General features: G+C 27.1%; 21 protein-coding genes and 1 riboswitch. All 21 genes read left to right on the top strand.

The window, feature by feature from the left end:
* The first annotated feature begins 5 nt into the window (after window positions 1-5).
* Window positions 6-1,784, top strand: coding sequence for a motility associated factor glycosyltransferase family protein (locus NG901_RS05085; protein ID WP_252212669.1), 1,779 nt, complete (start codon window positions 6-8; stop codon window positions 1,782-1,784).
* Window positions 1,774-2,082 carry a DUF8042 domain-containing protein gene (locus tag NG901_RS05080; RefSeq protein ID WP_252212668.1) on the top strand — a complete coding sequence of 103 codons (309 nt, stop codon included), beginning with the start codon at window positions 1,774-1,776 and terminating at the stop codon, window positions 2,080-2,082. The genes NG901_RS05085 and NG901_RS05080 overlap by 11 nt, the downstream gene beginning before the upstream one ends.
* Before the next feature lie 58 nt (window positions 2,083-2,140).
* Window positions 2,141-2,932: a cytidylyltransferase domain-containing protein gene (locus NG901_RS05075; protein ID WP_252212667.1), complete on the top strand. Its 792-nt coding sequence runs from the start codon at window positions 2,141-2,143 to the stop codon at window positions 2,930-2,932.
* Window positions 2,916-3,878: a Gfo/Idh/MocA family protein gene (locus NG901_RS05070; protein ID WP_252212666.1), complete on the top strand. Its 963-nt coding sequence runs from the start codon at window positions 2,916-2,918 to the stop codon at window positions 3,876-3,878. The genes NG901_RS05075 and NG901_RS05070 overlap by 17 nt, the downstream gene beginning before the upstream one ends.
* A 2-nt stretch (window positions 3,879-3,880) precedes the next feature.
* Window positions 3,881-5,026: a glycosyltransferase family protein gene (locus tag NG901_RS05065; RefSeq protein WP_252212665.1), complete on the top strand. Its 1,146-nt coding sequence runs from the start codon at window positions 3,881-3,883 to the stop codon at window positions 5,024-5,026.
* On the top strand, window positions 5,014-6,315 hold the full coding sequence (locus NG901_RS05060) for a DegT/DnrJ/EryC1/StrS family aminotransferase (protein WP_252212664.1): 1,302 nt from the start codon (window positions 5,014-5,016) through the stop codon (window positions 6,313-6,315). The genes NG901_RS05065 and NG901_RS05060 overlap by 13 nt, the downstream gene beginning before the upstream one ends.
* Window position 6,316: 1 nt before the next feature.
* Window positions 6,317-6,991, top strand: coding sequence for a class I SAM-dependent methyltransferase (locus tag NG901_RS05055; RefSeq protein WP_252212663.1), 675 nt, complete (start codon window positions 6,317-6,319; stop codon window positions 6,989-6,991).
* Window positions 6,992-8,080, top strand: coding sequence for a GNAT family N-acetyltransferase (locus NG901_RS05050; protein WP_252212662.1), 1,089 nt, complete (start codon window positions 6,992-6,994; stop codon window positions 8,078-8,080).
* A 17-nt stretch (window positions 8,081-8,097) separates the two neighbouring features.
* Window positions 8,098-9,111 carry a UDP-N-acetylglucosamine 4,6-dehydratase (inverting) gene (pseB, locus tag NG901_RS05045; RefSeq protein WP_252212661.1) on the top strand — a complete coding sequence of 338 codons (1,014 nt, stop codon included), beginning with the start codon at window positions 8,098-8,100 and terminating at the stop codon, window positions 9,109-9,111.
* A gap of 27 nt (window positions 9,112-9,138) precedes the next feature.
* The gene (locus NG901_RS05040; protein WP_252212660.1) at window positions 9,139-9,876 is read left to right on the top strand and encodes a cytidylyltransferase domain-containing protein; all 738 of its coding nucleotides are present in this window, start codon (window positions 9,139-9,141) and stop codon (window positions 9,874-9,876) included.
* A gap of 1 nt (window position 9,877) precedes the next feature.
* Window positions 9,878-10,423 carry a UDP-4-amino-4,6-dideoxy-N-acetyl-beta-L-altrosamine N-acetyltransferase gene (gene pseH, locus NG901_RS05035; protein ID WP_252212659.1) on the top strand — a complete coding sequence of 182 codons (546 nt, stop codon included), beginning with the start codon at window positions 9,878-9,880 and terminating at the stop codon, window positions 10,421-10,423.
* 13 nt (window positions 10,424-10,436) lie between these two features.
* Complete coding sequence (locus NG901_RS05030; RefSeq protein WP_252212658.1) at window positions 10,437-10,832, top strand: MaoC family dehydratase; 396 nt, start codon at window positions 10,437-10,439, stop codon at window positions 10,830-10,832.
* 45 nt (window positions 10,833-10,877) lie between these two features.
* Window positions 10,878-11,936, top strand: a complete 1,059-nt coding sequence (gene pseI, locus NG901_RS05025) for a pseudaminic acid synthase (protein WP_252212657.1) — start codon at window positions 10,878-10,880, stop codon at window positions 11,934-11,936.
* On the top strand, window positions 11,937-12,956 hold the full coding sequence (gene pseG, locus NG901_RS05020; protein ID WP_252212656.1) for a UDP-2,4-diacetamido-2,4,6-trideoxy-beta-L-altropyranose hydrolase: 1,020 nt from the start codon (window positions 11,937-11,939) through the stop codon (window positions 12,954-12,956).
* Between the two features lie 174 nt (window positions 12,957-13,130).
* On the top strand, window positions 13,131-13,985 hold the full coding sequence (locus NG901_RS05015) for a flagellin (RefSeq protein ID WP_252212655.1): 855 nt from the start codon (window positions 13,131-13,133) through the stop codon (window positions 13,983-13,985).
* A 200-nt stretch (window positions 13,986-14,185) separates the two neighbouring features.
* Window positions 14,186-14,268, top strand: a riboswitch (cyclic di-GMP riboswitch).
* 534 nt (window positions 14,269-14,802) lie between these two features.
* Window positions 14,803-15,204, top strand: coding sequence for a flagellar basal body rod protein FlgB (flgB, locus tag NG901_RS05010; RefSeq protein ID WP_252212654.1), 402 nt, complete (start codon window positions 14,803-14,805; stop codon window positions 15,202-15,204).
* Window positions 15,205-15,218: 14 nt separating this feature from the next.
* A complete protein-coding gene (gene flgC, locus NG901_RS05005) occupies window positions 15,219-15,626 on the top strand; it encodes a flagellar basal body rod protein FlgC (protein ID WP_252212653.1) in 408 nt (135 codons plus the stop codon).
* 13 nt (window positions 15,627-15,639) lie between these two features.
* Window positions 15,640-15,966: a flagellar hook-basal body complex protein FliE gene (gene fliE / locus NG901_RS05000; RefSeq protein ID WP_252212652.1), complete on the top strand. Its 327-nt coding sequence runs from the start codon at window positions 15,640-15,642 to the stop codon at window positions 15,964-15,966.
* Between the two features lie 24 nt (window positions 15,967-15,990).
* Window positions 15,991-17,553 (top strand): flagellar basal-body MS-ring/collar protein FliF, encoded by a 1,563-nt coding sequence (gene fliF, locus NG901_RS04995; protein ID WP_252212651.1) that lies wholly within the window; start codon window positions 15,991-15,993, stop codon window positions 17,551-17,553.
* A 6-nt stretch (window positions 17,554-17,559) separates the two neighbouring features.
* Window positions 17,560-18,576 (top strand): flagellar motor switch protein FliG, encoded by a 1,017-nt coding sequence (gene fliG / locus NG901_RS04990; RefSeq protein ID WP_252212650.1) that lies wholly within the window; start codon window positions 17,560-17,562, stop codon window positions 18,574-18,576.
* Entirely contained in the window at window positions 18,560-19,348 is a 789-nt protein-coding gene (locus NG901_RS04985; protein ID WP_252212649.1) for a FliH/SctL family protein, read from the top strand. Before fliG ends, NG901_RS04985 begins: the two co-directional genes overlap by 17 nt.

Raw genomic sequence — 19,348 nt, 5'->3', positions numbered from 1 at the left:
TGTTTATGAATAAGATTTATAAAAAAAATATGCAATATTTAAAAGAACTTAATTTAGATCTTTATAATAAAATATCGGAAGTAGACATAAATACTGTAGAAGTAATAAAAGCTAAAGATAATAGTGATACATTAATTAAAAAGAATGGAAATGGATATATATCAATACATAGTAGGTATAATACTAAAACACAAGCTAGAACTATATGTGAATATGCATTAAATGATAACAGCGATATTATATTTATAATAGGTATGGGGCTAGGTTATGAAACAAGAGAAATAGTGAAAAATAGTAATGGTAAAAGATGTTTTATCATTGAACCAGATAGTGAAATTTTTAAAGTGGCTCTAAACAGTATAGATATAAAAACTATTTTTAATAATAATAATAATATTCATTTTATGTTGGGTGATAACGGTGAAGATATAAGTAATTTTTTTTATAATCTAGTACAAAGTGAAAAGACAGTAAATGTTAAATTCGTTATTTTGCCAGCATATGAAATTTTATATAGTGAATTAATTATAAAGTTAATAAAGGATATGAGGAAAATTTTAAATCTTCATAGGGTAAATATTCACACAAAACTTAGTTCTCATAGACCATGGCTTCAAAGCTATATAATAAATTTAAAATATTTAAAGGAAACATGTCCTATAACAAAATTACATTCTAAATTTGAAAACATACCTGCTATAATAGTAGGCGCAGGTCCATCCTTAAATTACAATTTAGAGCATTTAAAGAAAGTTTGTAATAAAGCAATAATTGCCCCAGTTGGAACAGGAGTAAAAGTTTTAGATAATAACAATATTAAAGGACATTTATTAGGTGCTATAGATACTTGGATTTCAGAGGAAAAATTATTTAAAAATTTAAAATTAAACAAAGACTCAGCACTTATGTATTCGACTATGGTATGTCATACTGTACCTGATTTATTTAATAGAAATAAATTTTTAATGAATACAACAGTAATGGATCATTTTATAAGTGATAAACTGTTATGGGAAAAGTATAATTTGTTTTCAGGACCTTCCGTAGCAAATTCTATTGTTTATAATTTAGCAAGACTAGGATGTAATCCTATAATATTATTAGGACAAGATTATTGTTTTAGTAATGGCAAAAATTATGCTGATAGTGCAGATGATTTTAAAGATATGAGTAGCGAATTTGAAAAAGATGGATATATAAAAACTAAAAATGCAAAGGGCGAAGATGTATATACAGATCCTGCATTTTTAGCTACTAGACAATCAGTTGAATTTTGCATAAGACTAAATTCAAATATTAAATTTTTAAATGGAAATTCTTTAGGTTTAAATATCGAAGGAGCAGAAAATATAGATTTTAATGAGTATGTAGATAATATACTTAGTAAGGGCAAAGAATATAATATAGAAAGTATAATTGATGAGTGTTATAAAGAACATGTATTAAATGCAGACAATGATTTAATAGATGAATTTATAAAAGTTGTTGGACGTGATATAGATAATGTTATAAAAATATGTAAAGATTTAATAAGAATATTAGAGAGTAGTTCAAGTGAAAAATATAAACTAGATTATTTAAAGGAAAAACAAAAAGAATTTAATGAAATTGAATTATACAAATATATAATAAGAGATGTAGTAGAGAGTGCAGAACATATATATTCTAAAAAAAATAAAATAGAAAAAGAATTAAGTATATATTGTTATGCACTAGATAAACTTCTAATAATGGAAAATGCATATAGATATGAAATTCTTAAAGGAGAAAGTGATGAGTATTAATAGTGAATTAAAGACAAAAATTACTTTTGTAGTAAATAATATAGATGAATGTTGGGAAAAATTAATAACAAATCAACTTGATGAAGCAATGAAAATTTTAGATAAAATATTTATAGATTTTGATTATATTATAAATGTTTCAACTAAAGAAAATATAGCTATTGATATCCAAAAGATTTATAGTTGGTTTGTTGAAATGGAAAAATGTTTAAAAGCTAAGGATTATACATTACAAGCAGATATTTTGAGATATGAAATAAAGCCAATTATTAATAAAGTTGTAATTGGTGTTAAATAATTTAATAATGTATAATATTTATTCTAATAAAATTATTCGTAAAATGGAGATGATAGAAATGTATAAGGACAAAGGAAAAATAGTTGCTACAATAGAAGCAAGAATGACATCTTCAAGACTTCCAGGAAAAGTTCTCATGGAATATTGTGGCAAACCTAATTTACAGCATATTGTAGAAAGATTAAAAAGAAGTAAAGTGATAGATGATGTAATAGTGGCTACAACCGTTAATAAGGAAGACAATTCAATTGTAGAGCTTTGCAAAGAAATAGGATGTAAATATTATAGAGGTAGTGAAGAAGATGTTCTTTTAAGAGTATTAGAAAGTGCAAAATCTGTTAATGCAGATATAATTGTTGAAATTACAGGTGACTGTCCTATGATAGATTGGAGACATATAGATAAACTTGTTGAAATATTTTTTTCTGGAGAGTATGATTATGCATCAAATACTTTAAAGAGAACATTTCCAAGAGGTTTCGATACTCAAGTTTTTCCTGTTGGAATTTTAGAAAAGGTTAATAAACTTACTAAAAATCCAGTTGATCACGAGCACGTATCTCTTTATATTTATACGAATCCAGAAAAATTCAGGCTAATAAATTGGGAAGCAGAAGAAAAGATGAATTATCCAGAATTTGAAATTACATTAGACACAAAAGAAGACTATGAATTTATAAAACAGATTTATGAAATATTATATACTAAAGATTCAGATTTTTCAGCACAAGATGTAATTGAATTATTAATTAAAAATTCTGAAATGATAAAACAATTAGAAAATACGCATAGAAAAAACCCGTTTAGGGAGCAGAAAGAGTGGCAAGAAAAATATGGGGAAAAAGTATAATGTTTTAATTGTGGGAGCAGGAAATATAGGAGCATTTTTTGATAATCCATCTTCAGAAAATATACTTACGCATGCACATGCTTTTTTAAAGATAGAAGGATTTAATCTTTTAGGATTTGTGGAAACTTCAAAAAAGAAAGGCGAAGAAGCGGCAAAGTTATGGGGAGTTAATTATTTTTCAACAATTGAAGAGGCATTTAGTGAAAATGATATTGATGTAGTATCAATATGCGTACCAGATAATTGTCATTACGGTATACTGAAAAAATTATCAAATTTTCCAGTAAAATTAGTTTTTTGTGAAAAACCTTTAGTTAAAAATATAAATGAGGCAAACGAAATAATTAGAATATATAAAGAAAAAAATATAAGATGTCTAGTAAATTATTCAAGAAGATTTGTAGCTGAATTCAGTTTATTAAAAGATAGTATTTTGGAAGGAAAATATGGAAAATTTCTATGTGGAAATGGATATTATGGTAAAGGAGTTTTACATAATGGATCACATTTAATAGATTTATTAAGATATTTAATTGGAGAGATAAAGGATTTTAAAGTTATAAACCATAATTATGATTTTTATGATGATGATCCAAGTGTATCTGCCGTTTTGAATTTTGAAAATGGTAGCGACTTTGTTATGCAAAATATACCATGTGACAATTATACTATTTTTGAATCAGAATTATTATTTGAAAAGAAGAGAATAAAGATAATTGATTCTGGATTTAAAATTCAGGAGTATAGTGTGTTAGATAGCAAAGTTTTTAGTGGATATAAAAATTTGTTTAAAGAAAAGGAATATAAAACTGAATTAAATAAGGCTATGTTAAATGCAGTTAAAAATATACATAACAATTTGATGTATAATGAAAATTTAAATTGTATTTTAGAAGATGGATGTAAAGATATGGAGATTTGTGAGAGATTAAAGGTGATGAAATAAGTATGAGTAAGAAAATATTGTTATTTTCAAGAGATCCAGGAGGAACAAATACAGTAGTACCTTTATACCAAAAATTAAAAGAAGAAGGATATAATGTAAAGATATATGGTAAAGATGTAGCATTAAATCGATATGAACAATATGGCTTGAAAGGTATAGATATTATTGGTAGGTTAAGTTATATTTCAGAGGATGGAATATATAAATTCTTATTAGAAGAAGCTCCAGATTTTTTAATAACAGGAACAAGTGCAGATGACTTTACTGAAAAATATTTATGGAAATGTGCTGAAAGATTAAAAATACCATCTTTTGCGATATTAGATCAATGGATAAATTATGGACTAAGATTTTCAAAATTTGGTGTTAGTCAATTAAAAGAGTATGAAAAGAAAAAAGAGCATATTTATTTACCTTATAAAATTTTAGTTATGGATAATTACTCCAAAGAACAGATGATTAAAGAAGGAATACCCGAAGATAAGATACTTATTTCAGGTCAGCCGTATTTTGATTATCTTATAAGTAAAAAAGAAACAATTAGTGATAAAGTTATAAAAGATTTTAGAAAAATTATTGGATTCGATATGGAGGACTATATAATAACTTATGCATCAGAACCATTGTCAAAAACTTATGGTGAAAGTGACACTTCAGAACATTATTGGGGATATAGTGAAAGAAGTATTTTTAAAGAATTTATTAATGTATTAAATCAAGTTAGACAAAAGACTAACAGAAAAATAGGACTAATTATTAGATTACATCCTAAAGAAGATGAAAATAACTATAATGATCTTATAGATAATATAAATGATAATATTTCAATTTTAATAGATAAGAAGTTAGATGGGTTTAAGTTAATTTGCACTTCAAATTTAATTTGTGGTATGTCATCAATGTTTTTAATAGAAAGTGCAGTACTAGGAAAATCAATAATTAGTATGCAAATGGGTTTAAATCGAGATAATCCTTTTATTTTAGATAAAATTGGAGCGGTTAAGTCTATTTTATATACAAAAGAATTGGAAGAAAAAATTGAAAAATTTGTAATGAATGATAAAAATGAAGGATATGAATTTAACATACAAAAAGGTGCTATAGATAATATAATAAATTTTATGGAGGAAATAATATGTCAATATTAGCTATAAATGGTGGTAAAAAAGTAAGGGAAAGGTTGTTTCCCGCATATAATCCAATTGGGAAAGAAGAAAAAGAGGTAGTTGAAAAAGTATTGAATAAAGGTAAACTTTCAAGATTTTTAGGAACATGGCATGAAGATTTTTATGGTGGAGAGGAAGTAAAAGCATTAGAAAAAGAATGGGCTGAAAAGTTTGGAGTAAAATATGCTATATCAGTGAATTCAGCCACATCAGCTTTATATTGTGCAGTAGGAGCAGCAGGAATAGGACCCGGTGATGAAGTTATAGTATCTCCTTATACGATGACAGCTTCAGCTTCAGCAGCGTTAGTTTATAATGCAATACCAGTATTTGCAGATATTGAAGAAAACTATTTTTGCTTAGATGTTAAATCTATAGAACAAAAAATAACAGAAAGAACTAAAGCTATAATAGTTGTAGACATTATGGGGCAACCTTATGATGCAGATGCAATAAATGCTATTGCAAAAAAACATAATTTAATAGTAATAGAAGATGCAGCACAAGCACCAGGCGCTATATACAAAGAAAAGTATGCAGGTACCTTAGGTGATATGGGGATATATTCATTAAATTATCACAAGCATATACACTGTGGTGAAGGTGGCATAATAGTAACTGATAATGATGAATTAGCTGAGAGATTGATGCTTATAAGAAATCATGCAGAAGCCGTTGTAGAAGCTAAAGGTGTGAATAATCTTGTTAATATGATTGGTTTTAATTATAGAATGACAGAGATAGAAGCCGCTATTGCAAGAGAACAGTTGAAGAAGTTAGATTATTTATTAGAAGCAAGATTAAAGAATGTAGAATATGTATCGGAGAAATTGTCTGAAATTCCTTGTATCGAAATTCCGGAAACTAGAGAAGGTTGTAAGCATGCTTTTTATGTTCATGCCATTAAGTTAAAAAAAGAAATTGCAGGAATAAGCAGAGAAAGATTTATTGAAGCTGTAAAAGCCGAATTAACTCCTTTTGAGATGAGAGAAAATGAAGGTGTAAAACTTGGTGGAGGTTATGTTAAACCATTATATCTACAGCCGATTTATCAAAAACTTGTAGGTTATGGTGAAACAGGATGCCCATTTAAGTGTCCAATGTATAAAGGACAACTAAACTATAGCAAAGGAATTTGCCCAACGTGTGAAAAAATGCATTTTGAAGATTTAATGACTCATGAATTTATAGTTCCATCCATGACTAAAGAAGACATGGATGATGTGATTAATGCATTTAGAAAAGTATGGGAAAATATAGGAGAGTTATAAAGTGGATAAATACAAATTAGTAAATAGAAATGTATATTTAAAAAATAAATATAAGAAAAGTTTTGAGAGTAATGGGTATTCTCCAGAGGCGGTTTTATGGACAAAAGAAAAACAATTTATAAGATTTGAAAATCTTATAAATTCCTTTTCTATAGAAGGAAAATCTATATTAGATATTGGATGCGGATTTGGTGACTTAAATAAATTATTAAAAGAACAAAATAATAATTACAATTACTGTGGTTTAGATATAGTAGAAGAATTTATTAATGTTGCTGAAAAAAAATATGGTAATTCACATGTTAAATTCGAATGTTGTGATTTCTTAAACAAAGATTTTGATGAAAAATATGATTACATAGTTGAATCTGGAATTTTTAATATAAAATCTAGCGAAATAGATAATTTAGAGTTAATTCATAATACTATTGAAAAGGCTATGGATATGTGTAAGGAAGCAATTGCTTTTAACTTTCTTACAGAGAGAGTAAATTTTAAAGATGAAGAATTCTATTATGTCAATCCAGAAAAAATATTAAATATTGCTTATAAATATTCAAAAAAAGTTGTATTAAAAAGCGATTATTTGCCATTTGATTATACCGTAGTAATATATAAAAATGATTCATATGATCAAACTGGCATATTTAATACATTAAGAAATAGGAGAGTTTAGTTGAAGATAAAATTTTTAAATATAGATGAATATGATAAATGGGATGATTTTTGTTATAAAAATTCCAATGGAACTTTTTCTTATACTTCAAATGTAATTGAATATAACATTAATTCAAATTTTAATATTACTGCTACGAACAAATCTTTTTTTGTATTAAATGATAATAAAGAAGTAGTTGGTGTAATGGTTGTTTTTATTGAAGAATGTAAAGAAAAAAAATATTTGGCTTATGGAGGAGGTCCATTATTAGCACCATTAATAAGTGATAAAGTAAATAAAAAAACTAGACAGAAAGCATTAAGTTTCATAATAGAGACTATAGATAACTTAGCGTTAGATATTAATGTGGAAAAAATTGAAATGATCATTCCATATCAAAATGTTACTTATATTGAAAGCATTGATAAGCACAATTATCTTTTAAAATATAATGGTTTTCTAGATATTAGTAGACAAACTTCTGTAATATCTATTTTAAAAGATGAAAAAAGTATTTTTTCTGGATTTAATAAAGGATTTAAATCATGTATTAACAAAGCAGACAGATATTTAACTTCAAAAATAATAGATTATGCGAATATAAATGATGAAGATGTGCATAAGTTTATGAAATATTATTTTAACATTGCAGGAAAAGTTACAAGACCTAAAAACACATTCGAAAATATTTATAGATGGATAGTAAATAATCATGCAATACTTGTAGAGACTTCTTACAATGGTGAAGTAGTTGGTTATATACTGTTTCATTACTATAAAGATGTTGCATATTATGCCATGGGTTGCAAGTCAAAGAATTATAAAGAGTTTGATTTTGAAATATCTCATATTATGATATGGGAAGCAATAAAATATTTAAAATCACTAAATATAAAATATATAGATTTAGGAATACAGGATTATAATGATACTATAGGATATTTTCCAACCCAAAAAGATAAAAGTATTAGCGATTTTAAAAGAGGATTTGGAGGATTTACCGTACCTGCATTTATAGCTGAAAAATTTTATATAAAAGAAAGTTTTTTTGATAGTTATTATAAAAGGATTAAAGAATATGAAAAAAGAAATTTTATAAACGACTAGTAATTGGAGGGTTAAAATTGATAAATAATAAAAATATATTGATAACAGGTGGAACAGGATCATTTGGTAAAAAATTTGCAGAAAGAATATTAACTGAATATAATCCTCAAAAAATAATTATATATTCAAGAGATGAATTTAAGCAGGATTTGATGAAAAAGGATTTTACTACAAAATTTCCAGATAAGGTGAATAAACTAAGGTTTTTTATAGGAGATGTTAGAGACAAAGATAGATTATATAGAGCATTTAAGGATGTTGACTATGTTATTCATGCAGCAGCTATGAAGCAAGTTCCAGCTTGTGAATATAATCCATTTGAAGCTATCAAGACTAATATTCATGGAGCGCAAAATATAGTTGATGCTTGTATTGACAAAGGAGTTAAGAAATGTGTAGCTTTATCAACAGATAAGGCAGTTAACCCAATAAATCTTTATGGTGGAACAAAGCTTGTTTCAGATAAGTTGTTTATTTCAGGAAATGCATATTCGGGTGGAGATGGAACTATATTTTCTGTAGTTAGATATGGTAATGTTGCAGGAAGCAGAGGGTCAGTGATTCCGTTTTTTAATCAATTGTTAGATAAAGGGGAGAGAGTTTTACCTATAACTGATTTTAGAATGACAAGATTTTGGATTACTTTAGATCAAGGTGTAGATTTAGTATTTAAGGCATTAAATGAATCGAAAGGTGGAGAAACATATATTTCTAAGATACCGTCATTTAAAATAACAGATTTAGCGCAAGCTATGTGTAAGGAAATTGATATTAAAGAAGTTGGAATAAGAGAAGGGGAAAAACTTCATGAAGTTATGATAACTAGTGACGATTCTAGAATGACTTATGAATATGACAAACATTACATAATTTACCCTAATTTTGATTGGTGGAATTCAAAACTATTTATGACTGCAGGTGGCAAAAAAATAGAAGATGGATTTGAATATAACTCATCAAATAATAATAAATGGCTTAGTATAGAGCAATTAAGAAAAGAAGTGGAATTGTTAGGTTTTATAGTTAAATAATTAAATAAGTTAAGGTAGGGAGTTTAAGTGAAAGTAGTATGTATAGTGCAAGCTAGAGTTGGTTCTACAAGATTACCAGGCAAGGTTCTTAAAGAAATATGTGGGAAGACAGTACTTGAGCATGATGTGAATAGGTTAAAACTAGTACCTAATATTGATGAGATAGTTATTGCGACAACTGTAGAATCTCAAGATGATAGAATTTTATATGAAGCTAATAGACTTGGAGTTAAATGTTTTAGAGGCTCAGAAAATGATGTTCTTTCTAGATATTATTTTGCCGCCAAAGAAAACAATGCTGATATAGTTATAAGAGTAACAAGTGATTGTCCTTGTTTAGATTATAAAATATTAGAAGATATGATCAATGTATTTTTAAGTAAAGTTAATAATTTTGATTATATGAATAATACAATAGATAAAACTTATCCTAGGGGTTATGATATAGAAATTTTTTCTTTTTATGCATTAAAGATGGCATTCAATAATACAGTAAAAGATTATGAAAGAGAGCATGTAACACCATATTTATACGATTTGAATAATAATTTTAGAATATTATCTTATAAAAATTTAAAAGATTATTCAAGATATCGAGTTACATTAGATACTGAAGAAGATTTTCAAGTTATAAAAGCTATATATGAAGTGTTATTCAAAGAAAAAGGGTATTTTTTATTAGAGGATGCAGTTGATTTTTTAGAAAAAAATTATGATATAGCCCAAATAAATGCGGAGATAGAACAAAAGAAATTAGGTGAATAATATGTCGTTAAAGTTAAGACGGGTAAATGAAAGTGATTTAAAGAACATAATGAAATGGAGGATGTTGCCAGAAGTAACTAAATACATGTATACTGATCCTGTTTTGGATTTGGAAAAACAGAAACTTTGGTTTAACAAAATACAAAAATCTGCAAATGAATTATATTGGATTATAGTATTTGATAATACAGATATTGGATTATTAAGCATAAATGAAATAGACTATATTAATAAAAGGTGTGCATGGGCTTATTATATTGCAGACACATCGTTTAGGGGAAAAGGTATTGCAACAAATTTAGAATGTAATATATATAATTATGTATTTAACACTTTAAAGTTAAATAAATTATGTTGTGAAGTATTTGAATCTAATAAAAAGGTTATAGCAATTCATGAAAAATTTGGAAGTATAATAGAAGGCATATTTAAAGAGCACATATTTAAAAATGAAGAGTTTTATAATATAGTATGTATGAGTATTATTAAAGAAAAGTGGGATGAAATAAAAGAAAATTATAATTATAAAGAAATATTAATAGAATAAAAAAGGAGAAAAAATGAACTATTATATAAATCAAAGTAAATCAGTTTCAAAGACTATTACAGAGTATGATGTTTATAATTTTGCCGGTATATGTGGAGATTTTAATCCTATTCATATAGATAAGGAAAAAGCAAAAGAATCTATATTTAAAGATAGAATAGCTCACGGAATGTTGATAAGCTCTTTTATATCAACTATTTTAGGTATGTATTTACCAGGGCCAGGAACAATATACTTAAGTCAAAAATTAACATTTAAAAGACCAGTTTATATAGGGGATACAATTACAGCTACAGCTACTATTATAGAAATAAAAAATGATGAAAAAATAGCCAAACTTAGCACTAAAATAACTAATCAAAAACAAATGGTTATTTTAGATGGAGAGGCTATTGTAAAACTACCGTAGAAATATATCTTAAATATGTTTATTTGTTAGAAAGTGGTGATAAAATTGAAACAAATAATAATAGATAATAAAATTATTTCTAATTATTCTAGTACATTTATAATAGCAGAAATTTCTGCAAATCATAATCAAGACATTGAAGTTGCAAAAAAAATGATCAGAGAAGCTAAAAAAGCTGGTGCAGACGCAGTTAAATTGCAAACATATACTGCTGATACAATAACTCTTGATTGTGACAATGAATATTTTCAAATTAAACAAGGAACTATATGGGATGGAACTACTCTACATAAGCTTTATAAAGAAGCATATACTCCATGGGAGTGGCATAAAGAATTAATGGAGGTTGCAGATGAAGAAGAAATTATATGTTTTTCTTCACCTTTTGATAAATCAGCTGTTGATTTTTTAGAAGAATTAAATGTTCCAGCATATAAAATTGCATCATTTGAAATTACGGATATACCATTAATTGAATATATAGCTAAAAAAGGAAAGCCGGTTATAATATCAACTGGAATAGCAACTATTCAAGAAATACAAGATGCAGTAGATGTATGTAGAAAAGTTGGAAATGACCAAGTAATTTTACTTAAATGTACTAGTGCGTATCCATCTAAATTAGAAGAAATGAATTTAAAAACTATACCTAATATGGCAGAGACATTTGATGTTTTATGCGGATTGTCAGATCATACTTTAGGTATAACTGTTCCTACTGGAGCAGTCGCTCTAGGTGCAAAAGTGATTGAAAAGCATTTTATAATAGATAGAAAAATGGGAGGACCGGACTCTACATTCTCACTAAATATAGATGAATTTGCACAAATGGTATCATCGATAAGAGATATAGAAAAGGCATTAGGAAAAGTAAATTATACATTATCTGATAAAGCTTTGAAGAATAGAGAATTCAGTAGATCATTATTTATAGTAAAGGATATTAAAGCAGGAGAAAAGTTTACAGAAGAAAATGTTAAATCTATAAGACCAGGATTTGGATTACATCCTAAGTACATCAAGGATGTAATAGGAAAAAGATGTAATGGAGATTTTGAAAAAGGGACACCTTTAAAATGGGGATATGTGGAGTCAGGTGATTAAGTGAAAATAGCAATAAGAGCGGATGGTGGTTCTCAAATAGGGATGGGACATATAATGAGAACATTAGTTTTAGCTAAAGAATTAGCAAAAACCAATGATATTTTTTATGTATGTAGAATAGATTATCTAACATCTAATAAGTACAAACCTGGTATAGACAAGATTAAATCTGAAGGATTTAATGTAGTAACTATAAAAGAAGGTATTTTTGTTGAAGAATTATGCAAAGTTAATGCAGATTGCTTAATCACAGATAGTTATGATGTGAATGAGGAGTACTTTAATATTACTAAGAAATTTTTTAAAGTTACTGGATATATAGATGATATGAATTTGTATTACTTTAATGTAAATTTTATAATTAATCAAAATATTGGAGCAGAAAAATGTTTCTATAAGGTAAATAAAAATACAAAATTATTTTTAGGAACTGAATATACTATGTTAAGAGAAGAATTTAGAAACATTCAAAAAAAGGTTATTAATCCACAAATAGCGGATATTATGATAACTGTAGGGGGATCAGATTCTGAAGGACTTACGAATATTATATGTAATTATATACAAGAGTTAGAATTTAGATTTCATGTTGTAATAGGTCCATCTTTTGAAGAAGACAATATTAAAGAATTAATAATATTAAGTGAAAAAACGAAAAATGTAAATTTATATTTTAATGCTAATATGGTTAAGTTGATGAAAAAATGTGATATAGCTATTTCTGCATGTGGAAGTACATTATATGAATTTGCAGCGTGTGGAGTTCCAATAATAGGAATAGTACTTGCAGATAATCAAAAGGAAGTTGCTATAAATCTACAAAGTAAAGGTGCTATAGAATATTTAGGGTGGTATGATGAACTTAACAAAGAAGTTTTGTGTAATGCAATTTTAGAATTAAATAAGAATATTAATAAAAGAAGGAAAATGAGTAAAAAGAGTACATGTATTGTTGATGGTAGAGGTGCTGAACGAATTACAAATGTTTTGAACAAGGTCTTTGGGATAAAAAAAGTTTGAGGTTTAAATATAAATGGCAGATGAGATAAAAATAAAAATCTTATCTGTTTTTTATAAATCACCCCTGGGGTGTAAATATTTCCAGATAGATGCAAATGTAAATTTAAAACATAAAGTTTTTATGATAAAAACCGATAACTAAATATTGTTAAAATAAAAAATGGTGGTGATTAAATGAGATTAAGTCATAATATGTTTTCTGCAAATATATATAATAACTATAAAAAGCAACTTACAAATAATTCTTCTGCTGTTAACAATATAAGTTCTGGTCTTAAGCTTAATTCAGCTAAGGATAATCCTAATAAGATAACTCAAAGCCAAATGCTTAAGATACAAGTTTTAAGTAATGCAGCAGCAAAAAGGAATATTGAAGATACTAACTCTATGATTCAAACTTTTGATGGTGCTATGCAAGAAATGAATGACAGTTTATGCAGAGTTAAAGAGTTAACAGTTCAAGCAGGAGGCGGAACATTAACTTCTAAAGACAGAGAAGTAATTCAAAAGGAAATTGATCAGTTGACAAATCATTTAGATTATATGGCTAAAAATACAGAGTTTAATGGTGTTAAACTTATAAATGAAGATAAGGCTACTATTAAAGATGGAGCAGTAACTTCTATGATAGGAAGTTTACAAGATGAACTTACAGTTCTACCTAAGTTTAATCTTACAGCTGAAGGGTTAGGATTCAAAGATGATACTGGTAAAAAACTTTTAGATGTAACAAATAAAGATAATATAGGTAATTCTTTAGATATAATAGATACAGCTATACAATCTGTATCTAGTGCTAGGAGCAAGTACGGAGCAATACAATTAAGACTTGAGGGGACGGGAGATGCTATATCTGAAAATAGTATGTCATTAGAAAAATCTCAAAGTAATATTGCAGATGCGGATATTGCATTTGAGATGCTTAAGTTTTCAGAAAGTCAAATATTAATACAATCATCTATTTCTTTAATTGCTCAAAGTAATAATTTCCCACAAGATGCATTGAATGTTTTAAAAAATATTAGATAAATAAATATTATATTTATATGCTTTACTTAATAATAAATTTGATTTTATATTGATTTTTATATTAAGTAAGGCGTTTTTATTTATATAATTAAAAAGCAAAATATATTGTTGGAAATTTTATTAAAAAATTTTTAAAAAAATTTTGTTTTATTTTGAAAAATCATGGAAAATAGGTTATAATATAGTTGTAATATGTAATACAATTGAATAGGCAAAACTAATTAAAGTTAGTGACGCAAAGCTATAGGGGCTAAGGAGCAATCTATGCCAGCCAGTTGCCGAAGGGTATAATATACTTTTTGTTTTAATTAATTCTATGTAAAAGCAATTAATTTAATTAATATGTTTTTTTATATATAATTAATTTCATTATGTAACTACTCTTTAGGGGTGGTTTTTTATTTTGGATTAGATTAATTAATTAAAATTAAACACTAGATAAAAAATATGAAATACATGTCTTATATTAAATAAAAATGAATATGACAGAAAAGGTGAAAAAGTTATAGTTTTCTCAATAAAATATACTGAAATATGAAATTTTTATAAAATATTTAATTGTTTTCAAAAAAAGTAGTTAAAAACAATTTTATATATAGTATAATAGAATATGGATTTATGGAAATGCAAAATATTTAGAATAAAATATTGCAATATTTGTAATAATTTGGATTAAAAGTAAAAAAAGATGTAGCATAAATATAGTTATTATTTTATAATTATATTAAATAGATAAAAAATGTATTATTATTGGGTAAAATATAACTATTTAAATTATTAAAGAAATTATTAAAGAAATTATTATGGGGGGAAACACATGCCTATAAATTCAATTAAATCATATGATACATATAATTTGATCAAAGATGGACTTAAAGCATCTAATGCAAGGTCAAAAGCTATAGCTAATAATATGGCAAATATAAACACAAAAGGATATAAGAAATTCAATGTAATTTTTGAAGAAAACTTAAAAAATAGTTCAGATACAAAGGATTTATCATTGAAAATTACAAATTCTAGACATTTAAGAGGAAATAATGATTTAAATGGCGATATAGAAGTCGTAAGAGAAGAAAATACTAGTATGAGAACTGATGATAACAATGTAGATTTAGAACTTGAAAAAGTTAATCAAGCTGCTAATACATTAAAATACAATGCTTTGATTACTAAATTAAATGGGAAATTTAATAGTTTAAAAACTGTTATAAAGTAAAGGAGGGATAATTTATGAATGCATTTACATCTATGCAAATAAGTGCCACAGGTATTTCAGCAGAAAGATTAAGAATGGATACAATAACATCTAACATGACTAATTCAAGTACCACAAGAAGTGCAGATGGTAGTGGTCCTTATGTTAGAAAAATAGCAGTTTTTCAAGAAGCACTTGATGAAAATAGAAAAATGGCAGGAATTAAACCAGTGAAAATCGTAGAGGATAAATCACCACTTAGAAAGGTTTATAACCCTACTCATCCTGATGCGGATGCAACAGGATATGTAACTATGCCTAATGTTAATGTGCTAAATGAAATGGCGGATATGATGGTATCTACAAGATCATATGAAGCCAATGTAGAAACATTAAATGCACTTAAAGGAATGTTTTCAAAAGCTTTAGAAATTGGTAAATAAGGAGTAAATAAGAATGAAGATTATTAATGGGTTTGACCAAAAACAAGTGTTATTTAACAATAAATTTGATGTTTTAAATAATAAAAATGGACAAGAAGTTACATCTAATAAAGAAAACAATGTGAGCTTTGGTGAAACATTGAAAAATTGTATAAGTGATGTAAATACAAAACAAGTACAAGCTGATAATTACACCAATGCTTTTGTTAAAGGTGATGATGTAAATATAGATGAAGTTATGATAAAAGGAGAAGAGGCAAGCTTGGCATTACAATTCTTAGTTAAAACTAGAGATAATTTAGTGGAATCATATAAAGAATTAATAAAAATGCAATTGTAACTGAAGTGAGGAGTGCTACGATAAATGAATAAACTTTTAGAAAAAGTCAAAGGGCTGTGGGAAAAGTTTAAAACTCAAAGCAAGAAAATAAAAATTGCTATTTTTGTATCCTGTGTTGCTGTAATTCTTGCTATTGCAAGTACAGTAATTTACACATCATCAAATAAGTACCAAATTTTGTTTTCAAATCTTGATCCCAAAGATGCACAGACTATACTCGCTAAGCTAAATGAACAAAAAGTTACAACCAAAATACAAGGGGATACTATTTTAGTACCTAATGATAAGGTAGATCAATTAAGGTTAGAACTAGCTCCTGAATTGAAATCAGGAAGTAGTGGATATGAATTAATGGATAGTGGAAGTTCTTTTGGAATGACGGACGAGGAGTTTAAAGTTAAAAAGTTAAGAATGCAAGAGGGAGAACTTGAAAAAACAATAAAAAGTTTTTCTCAAGTACAAAGTGCAAGAGTTCATATAACACCATCTACAGACTCAGTTTTTGTTAAGGAAAGTACGCCAGGAAAGGCTGCTGTATACTTAGAGTTAAAGACAGGAAGCGAAATTACTAAAGATCAAGTGAAATCAATAGTTGCACTTGTTTCAGGTAGTACAGAAAATATTCCTAAAGAAAATATTGAAGTCATAGATGATAAGATGAATTTACTTACAGCTAATTTAAATGATGATGAAAATGAGATGATGAGCTCAGAATCGTTAGATAAGCAATATTCTTTAGAAAAAAATTATGAAAGTAAATTACAAAAGGAAATAGTAAGCTTACTAGAACCTGTTATAGGTAAAGACAAGGTTAAGGCTACTATTAATGTAGACTTAGATTTTGATTCTAAGCAACAAACACAAACAGTTCTTGATCCTAATAAAGTAGTTGTAAGTCAACAAACAATTAAAGAAGTTAATAATAATGGTACTGATGGGAACATTAGCGAGAGTCCCGTTGATAATAATATAAGTAACACTACAGATAATAACAATAATACAAATTCTAATTCAACAAGAGAAGAACAAAAAAATAACTATGAAATTGGAAAAACTGAAACTAAGGTTATTAGTGCGCCAGGTGAAGTTAAGAGAATGACAGCTTCAGTTGTGGTTGATGGAAATTTAGACGCAGCAACGCAACAGGCTATTGAAAATGCAGTATCTAATGCAATTGGATTTAATTCTGTTAGAGGAGATCAAATTTCTGTATTAGGTATGAATTTTGATCCAAGTCTAAAAGAAGACGCTCAAAACCAAACAGATGCATTTAATGCAGAAGCTAAACAAAAGGAAATGCAAAAATATATAATTATGGGTGCTATAGCATTATTAGCTTTAATTATAATAATAGTTATTTTAGTTAAAAAGAGAAGAAAAAATGCTAAAGATGAGTATGATGATGAAACTCAATTGTTAGATGTAGTAGTTGGGGATGAAAAAGAATCAGAATTATTTGAACCAATAGAATTTGAGACTAAAAATGAAAAAACTCATATGGAAAATGAAATTAAAAAATATGCCACAGATAAGCCAGAGCAAGTGGTTGAAATTATCAAAGCTTGGCTTGCAGAGGATGAGAGGTGATAGTCTGTGAGTAAAGAACCTAAAAAATTAACAGGAGTTCAAAAAGCAGCAATACTTTTTATAACGCTTGGACCGGAAGCTTCATCAGGAATATTGAAAAAATTACCTGAGCAAGAGATTCAAAAGATATCATATGAAATTGCTAATATAACTTCTGTTACATCAGAACAAAGAGAAGAAATTTTAGATGAATTTTTAGAAATAAATAAAGCAAGAGATTATATAATTGAGGGCGGAATGGATTATGCTAAAGTTTTATTATCAAAAGCTTTAGGTGCACAAAGAGCAAATGAAATCTTAGAAAAAGTTTCAGAAGCTACATCACAATACAGACCATTTGCTATTGCTAGAAAAGCTGATGCTCATCAGCTTTTAAATGCAATAACTTATGAACATCCTCAAACTATAGCTTTAATTTTATGCTATTTACAAGCTGATAAAGCAGCTCAAGTTATGGCAGAACTTTCAGAAGAAACTCAAGCAGAGGTTGCATTTAGAATTGCAACTATGAGTAATACATCTCCAATGGTTATAAAAGAGATAGAGGCAGTACTTGAAAGTAAGTTGTCTTCTGTAGTAAAGACAGAGATGACAAGCTTAGGTGGAGTTCAAACATTAGTTGACATTTTAAATCAAGTTGATAGAACAACTGAAAAGAATATTACAGAGGGTCTTGAAAGAGAAGATGCAGAACTTGCAGATAAGATTAAGAGTTCTATGTTCGTATTTGAAGATATTATTACTCTTGATGATGTATCTATTCAAAGAATTCTTAGAGAAGTTGAAGTTAGTGATTTATCACTTGCACTTAAAGGCTGTTCAGAAGATGTTGCAAATGCAATTTATAGAAATCAATCTAAGAGAGCTGCTGCTTCTTTAAAGGAAGATATGGAATTCTTAGGACCTGTAAGACTTATGGATGTTGAAAAGGCACAACAAAAGATTGTTTCTATAATTAGAAGATTAGACGAATCAAATGAAATAATAATTTCAAGAGGTGGAGAAGATGCAATCATCGTATAGTATTATAAAAAAGAACTGTGCTTTGGATGCAGAAAAAAAGAAAATTTCTACTGAATATATATCTAAGAAAAAGAAAACAGAGTTTGAAGAAAATATTGAAGAAGAAGTTCAAGAAAAATTTTATTCAAAAGAAGAAGTAGATGCTTTAATTGAAAAGTATGAAGAAATAGGAAAAAGAATAATACAAGATGCCAACAATGAAAAACAGGGAATCATTTTAAGAGGAACCATGCAAGCTCAAAATTTGGAAAAAGAAGCTTATGAAAAGGGATATGAAGAAGGGCTAAAAAATGGTTATGATGACGGATATAAAAAAGCTTATGATGAAAATATAGATTTAGCCAAAGCTAAATCTAAAGAAATTATTGATAAAGCAGAAGAAGTTCTAAAATCTGCTAATGAGAATTATGCTGAATATTTAGAAGAGAAGAAGTCTGATATTATAAAATTATCTTTAGAGATTGCTAAAAACATCTTAAGAAAAGAATTAAGTTATGAAGATTCAATGAACTTATTAGTTGAAGAGGCTATTGAGTTATCCAAAGGTGAAGAGAATTTAATAATAAAATGTAATTCTATTCATGTTGAAGAACTTAAGTCACAAGTTAATAGGTGGAAAATATCTTATTCAATAAAAGATGAAATCTTTATATTAACAGATGATTTTATGGAACCAGGTAATGCTACTATAGAAAAACCTAATGGCAAAGTAATTGTTGGATTTGATATAGGCATGGAAGCAATAAAAAAAGAAATATTGGGACAAGATTAG

Source organism: Clostridium sp. CMCC3677 (genome assembly GCF_023845585.1).
In the GTDB taxonomy this organism is placed as follows: Bacteria; Bacillota; Clostridia; order Clostridiales; family Clostridiaceae; genus Clostridium; species Clostridium aquiflavi.
Note: the sequence above shows the minus strand (reverse complement) of the source record. Positions and strands in the feature narration are given on the sequence as shown.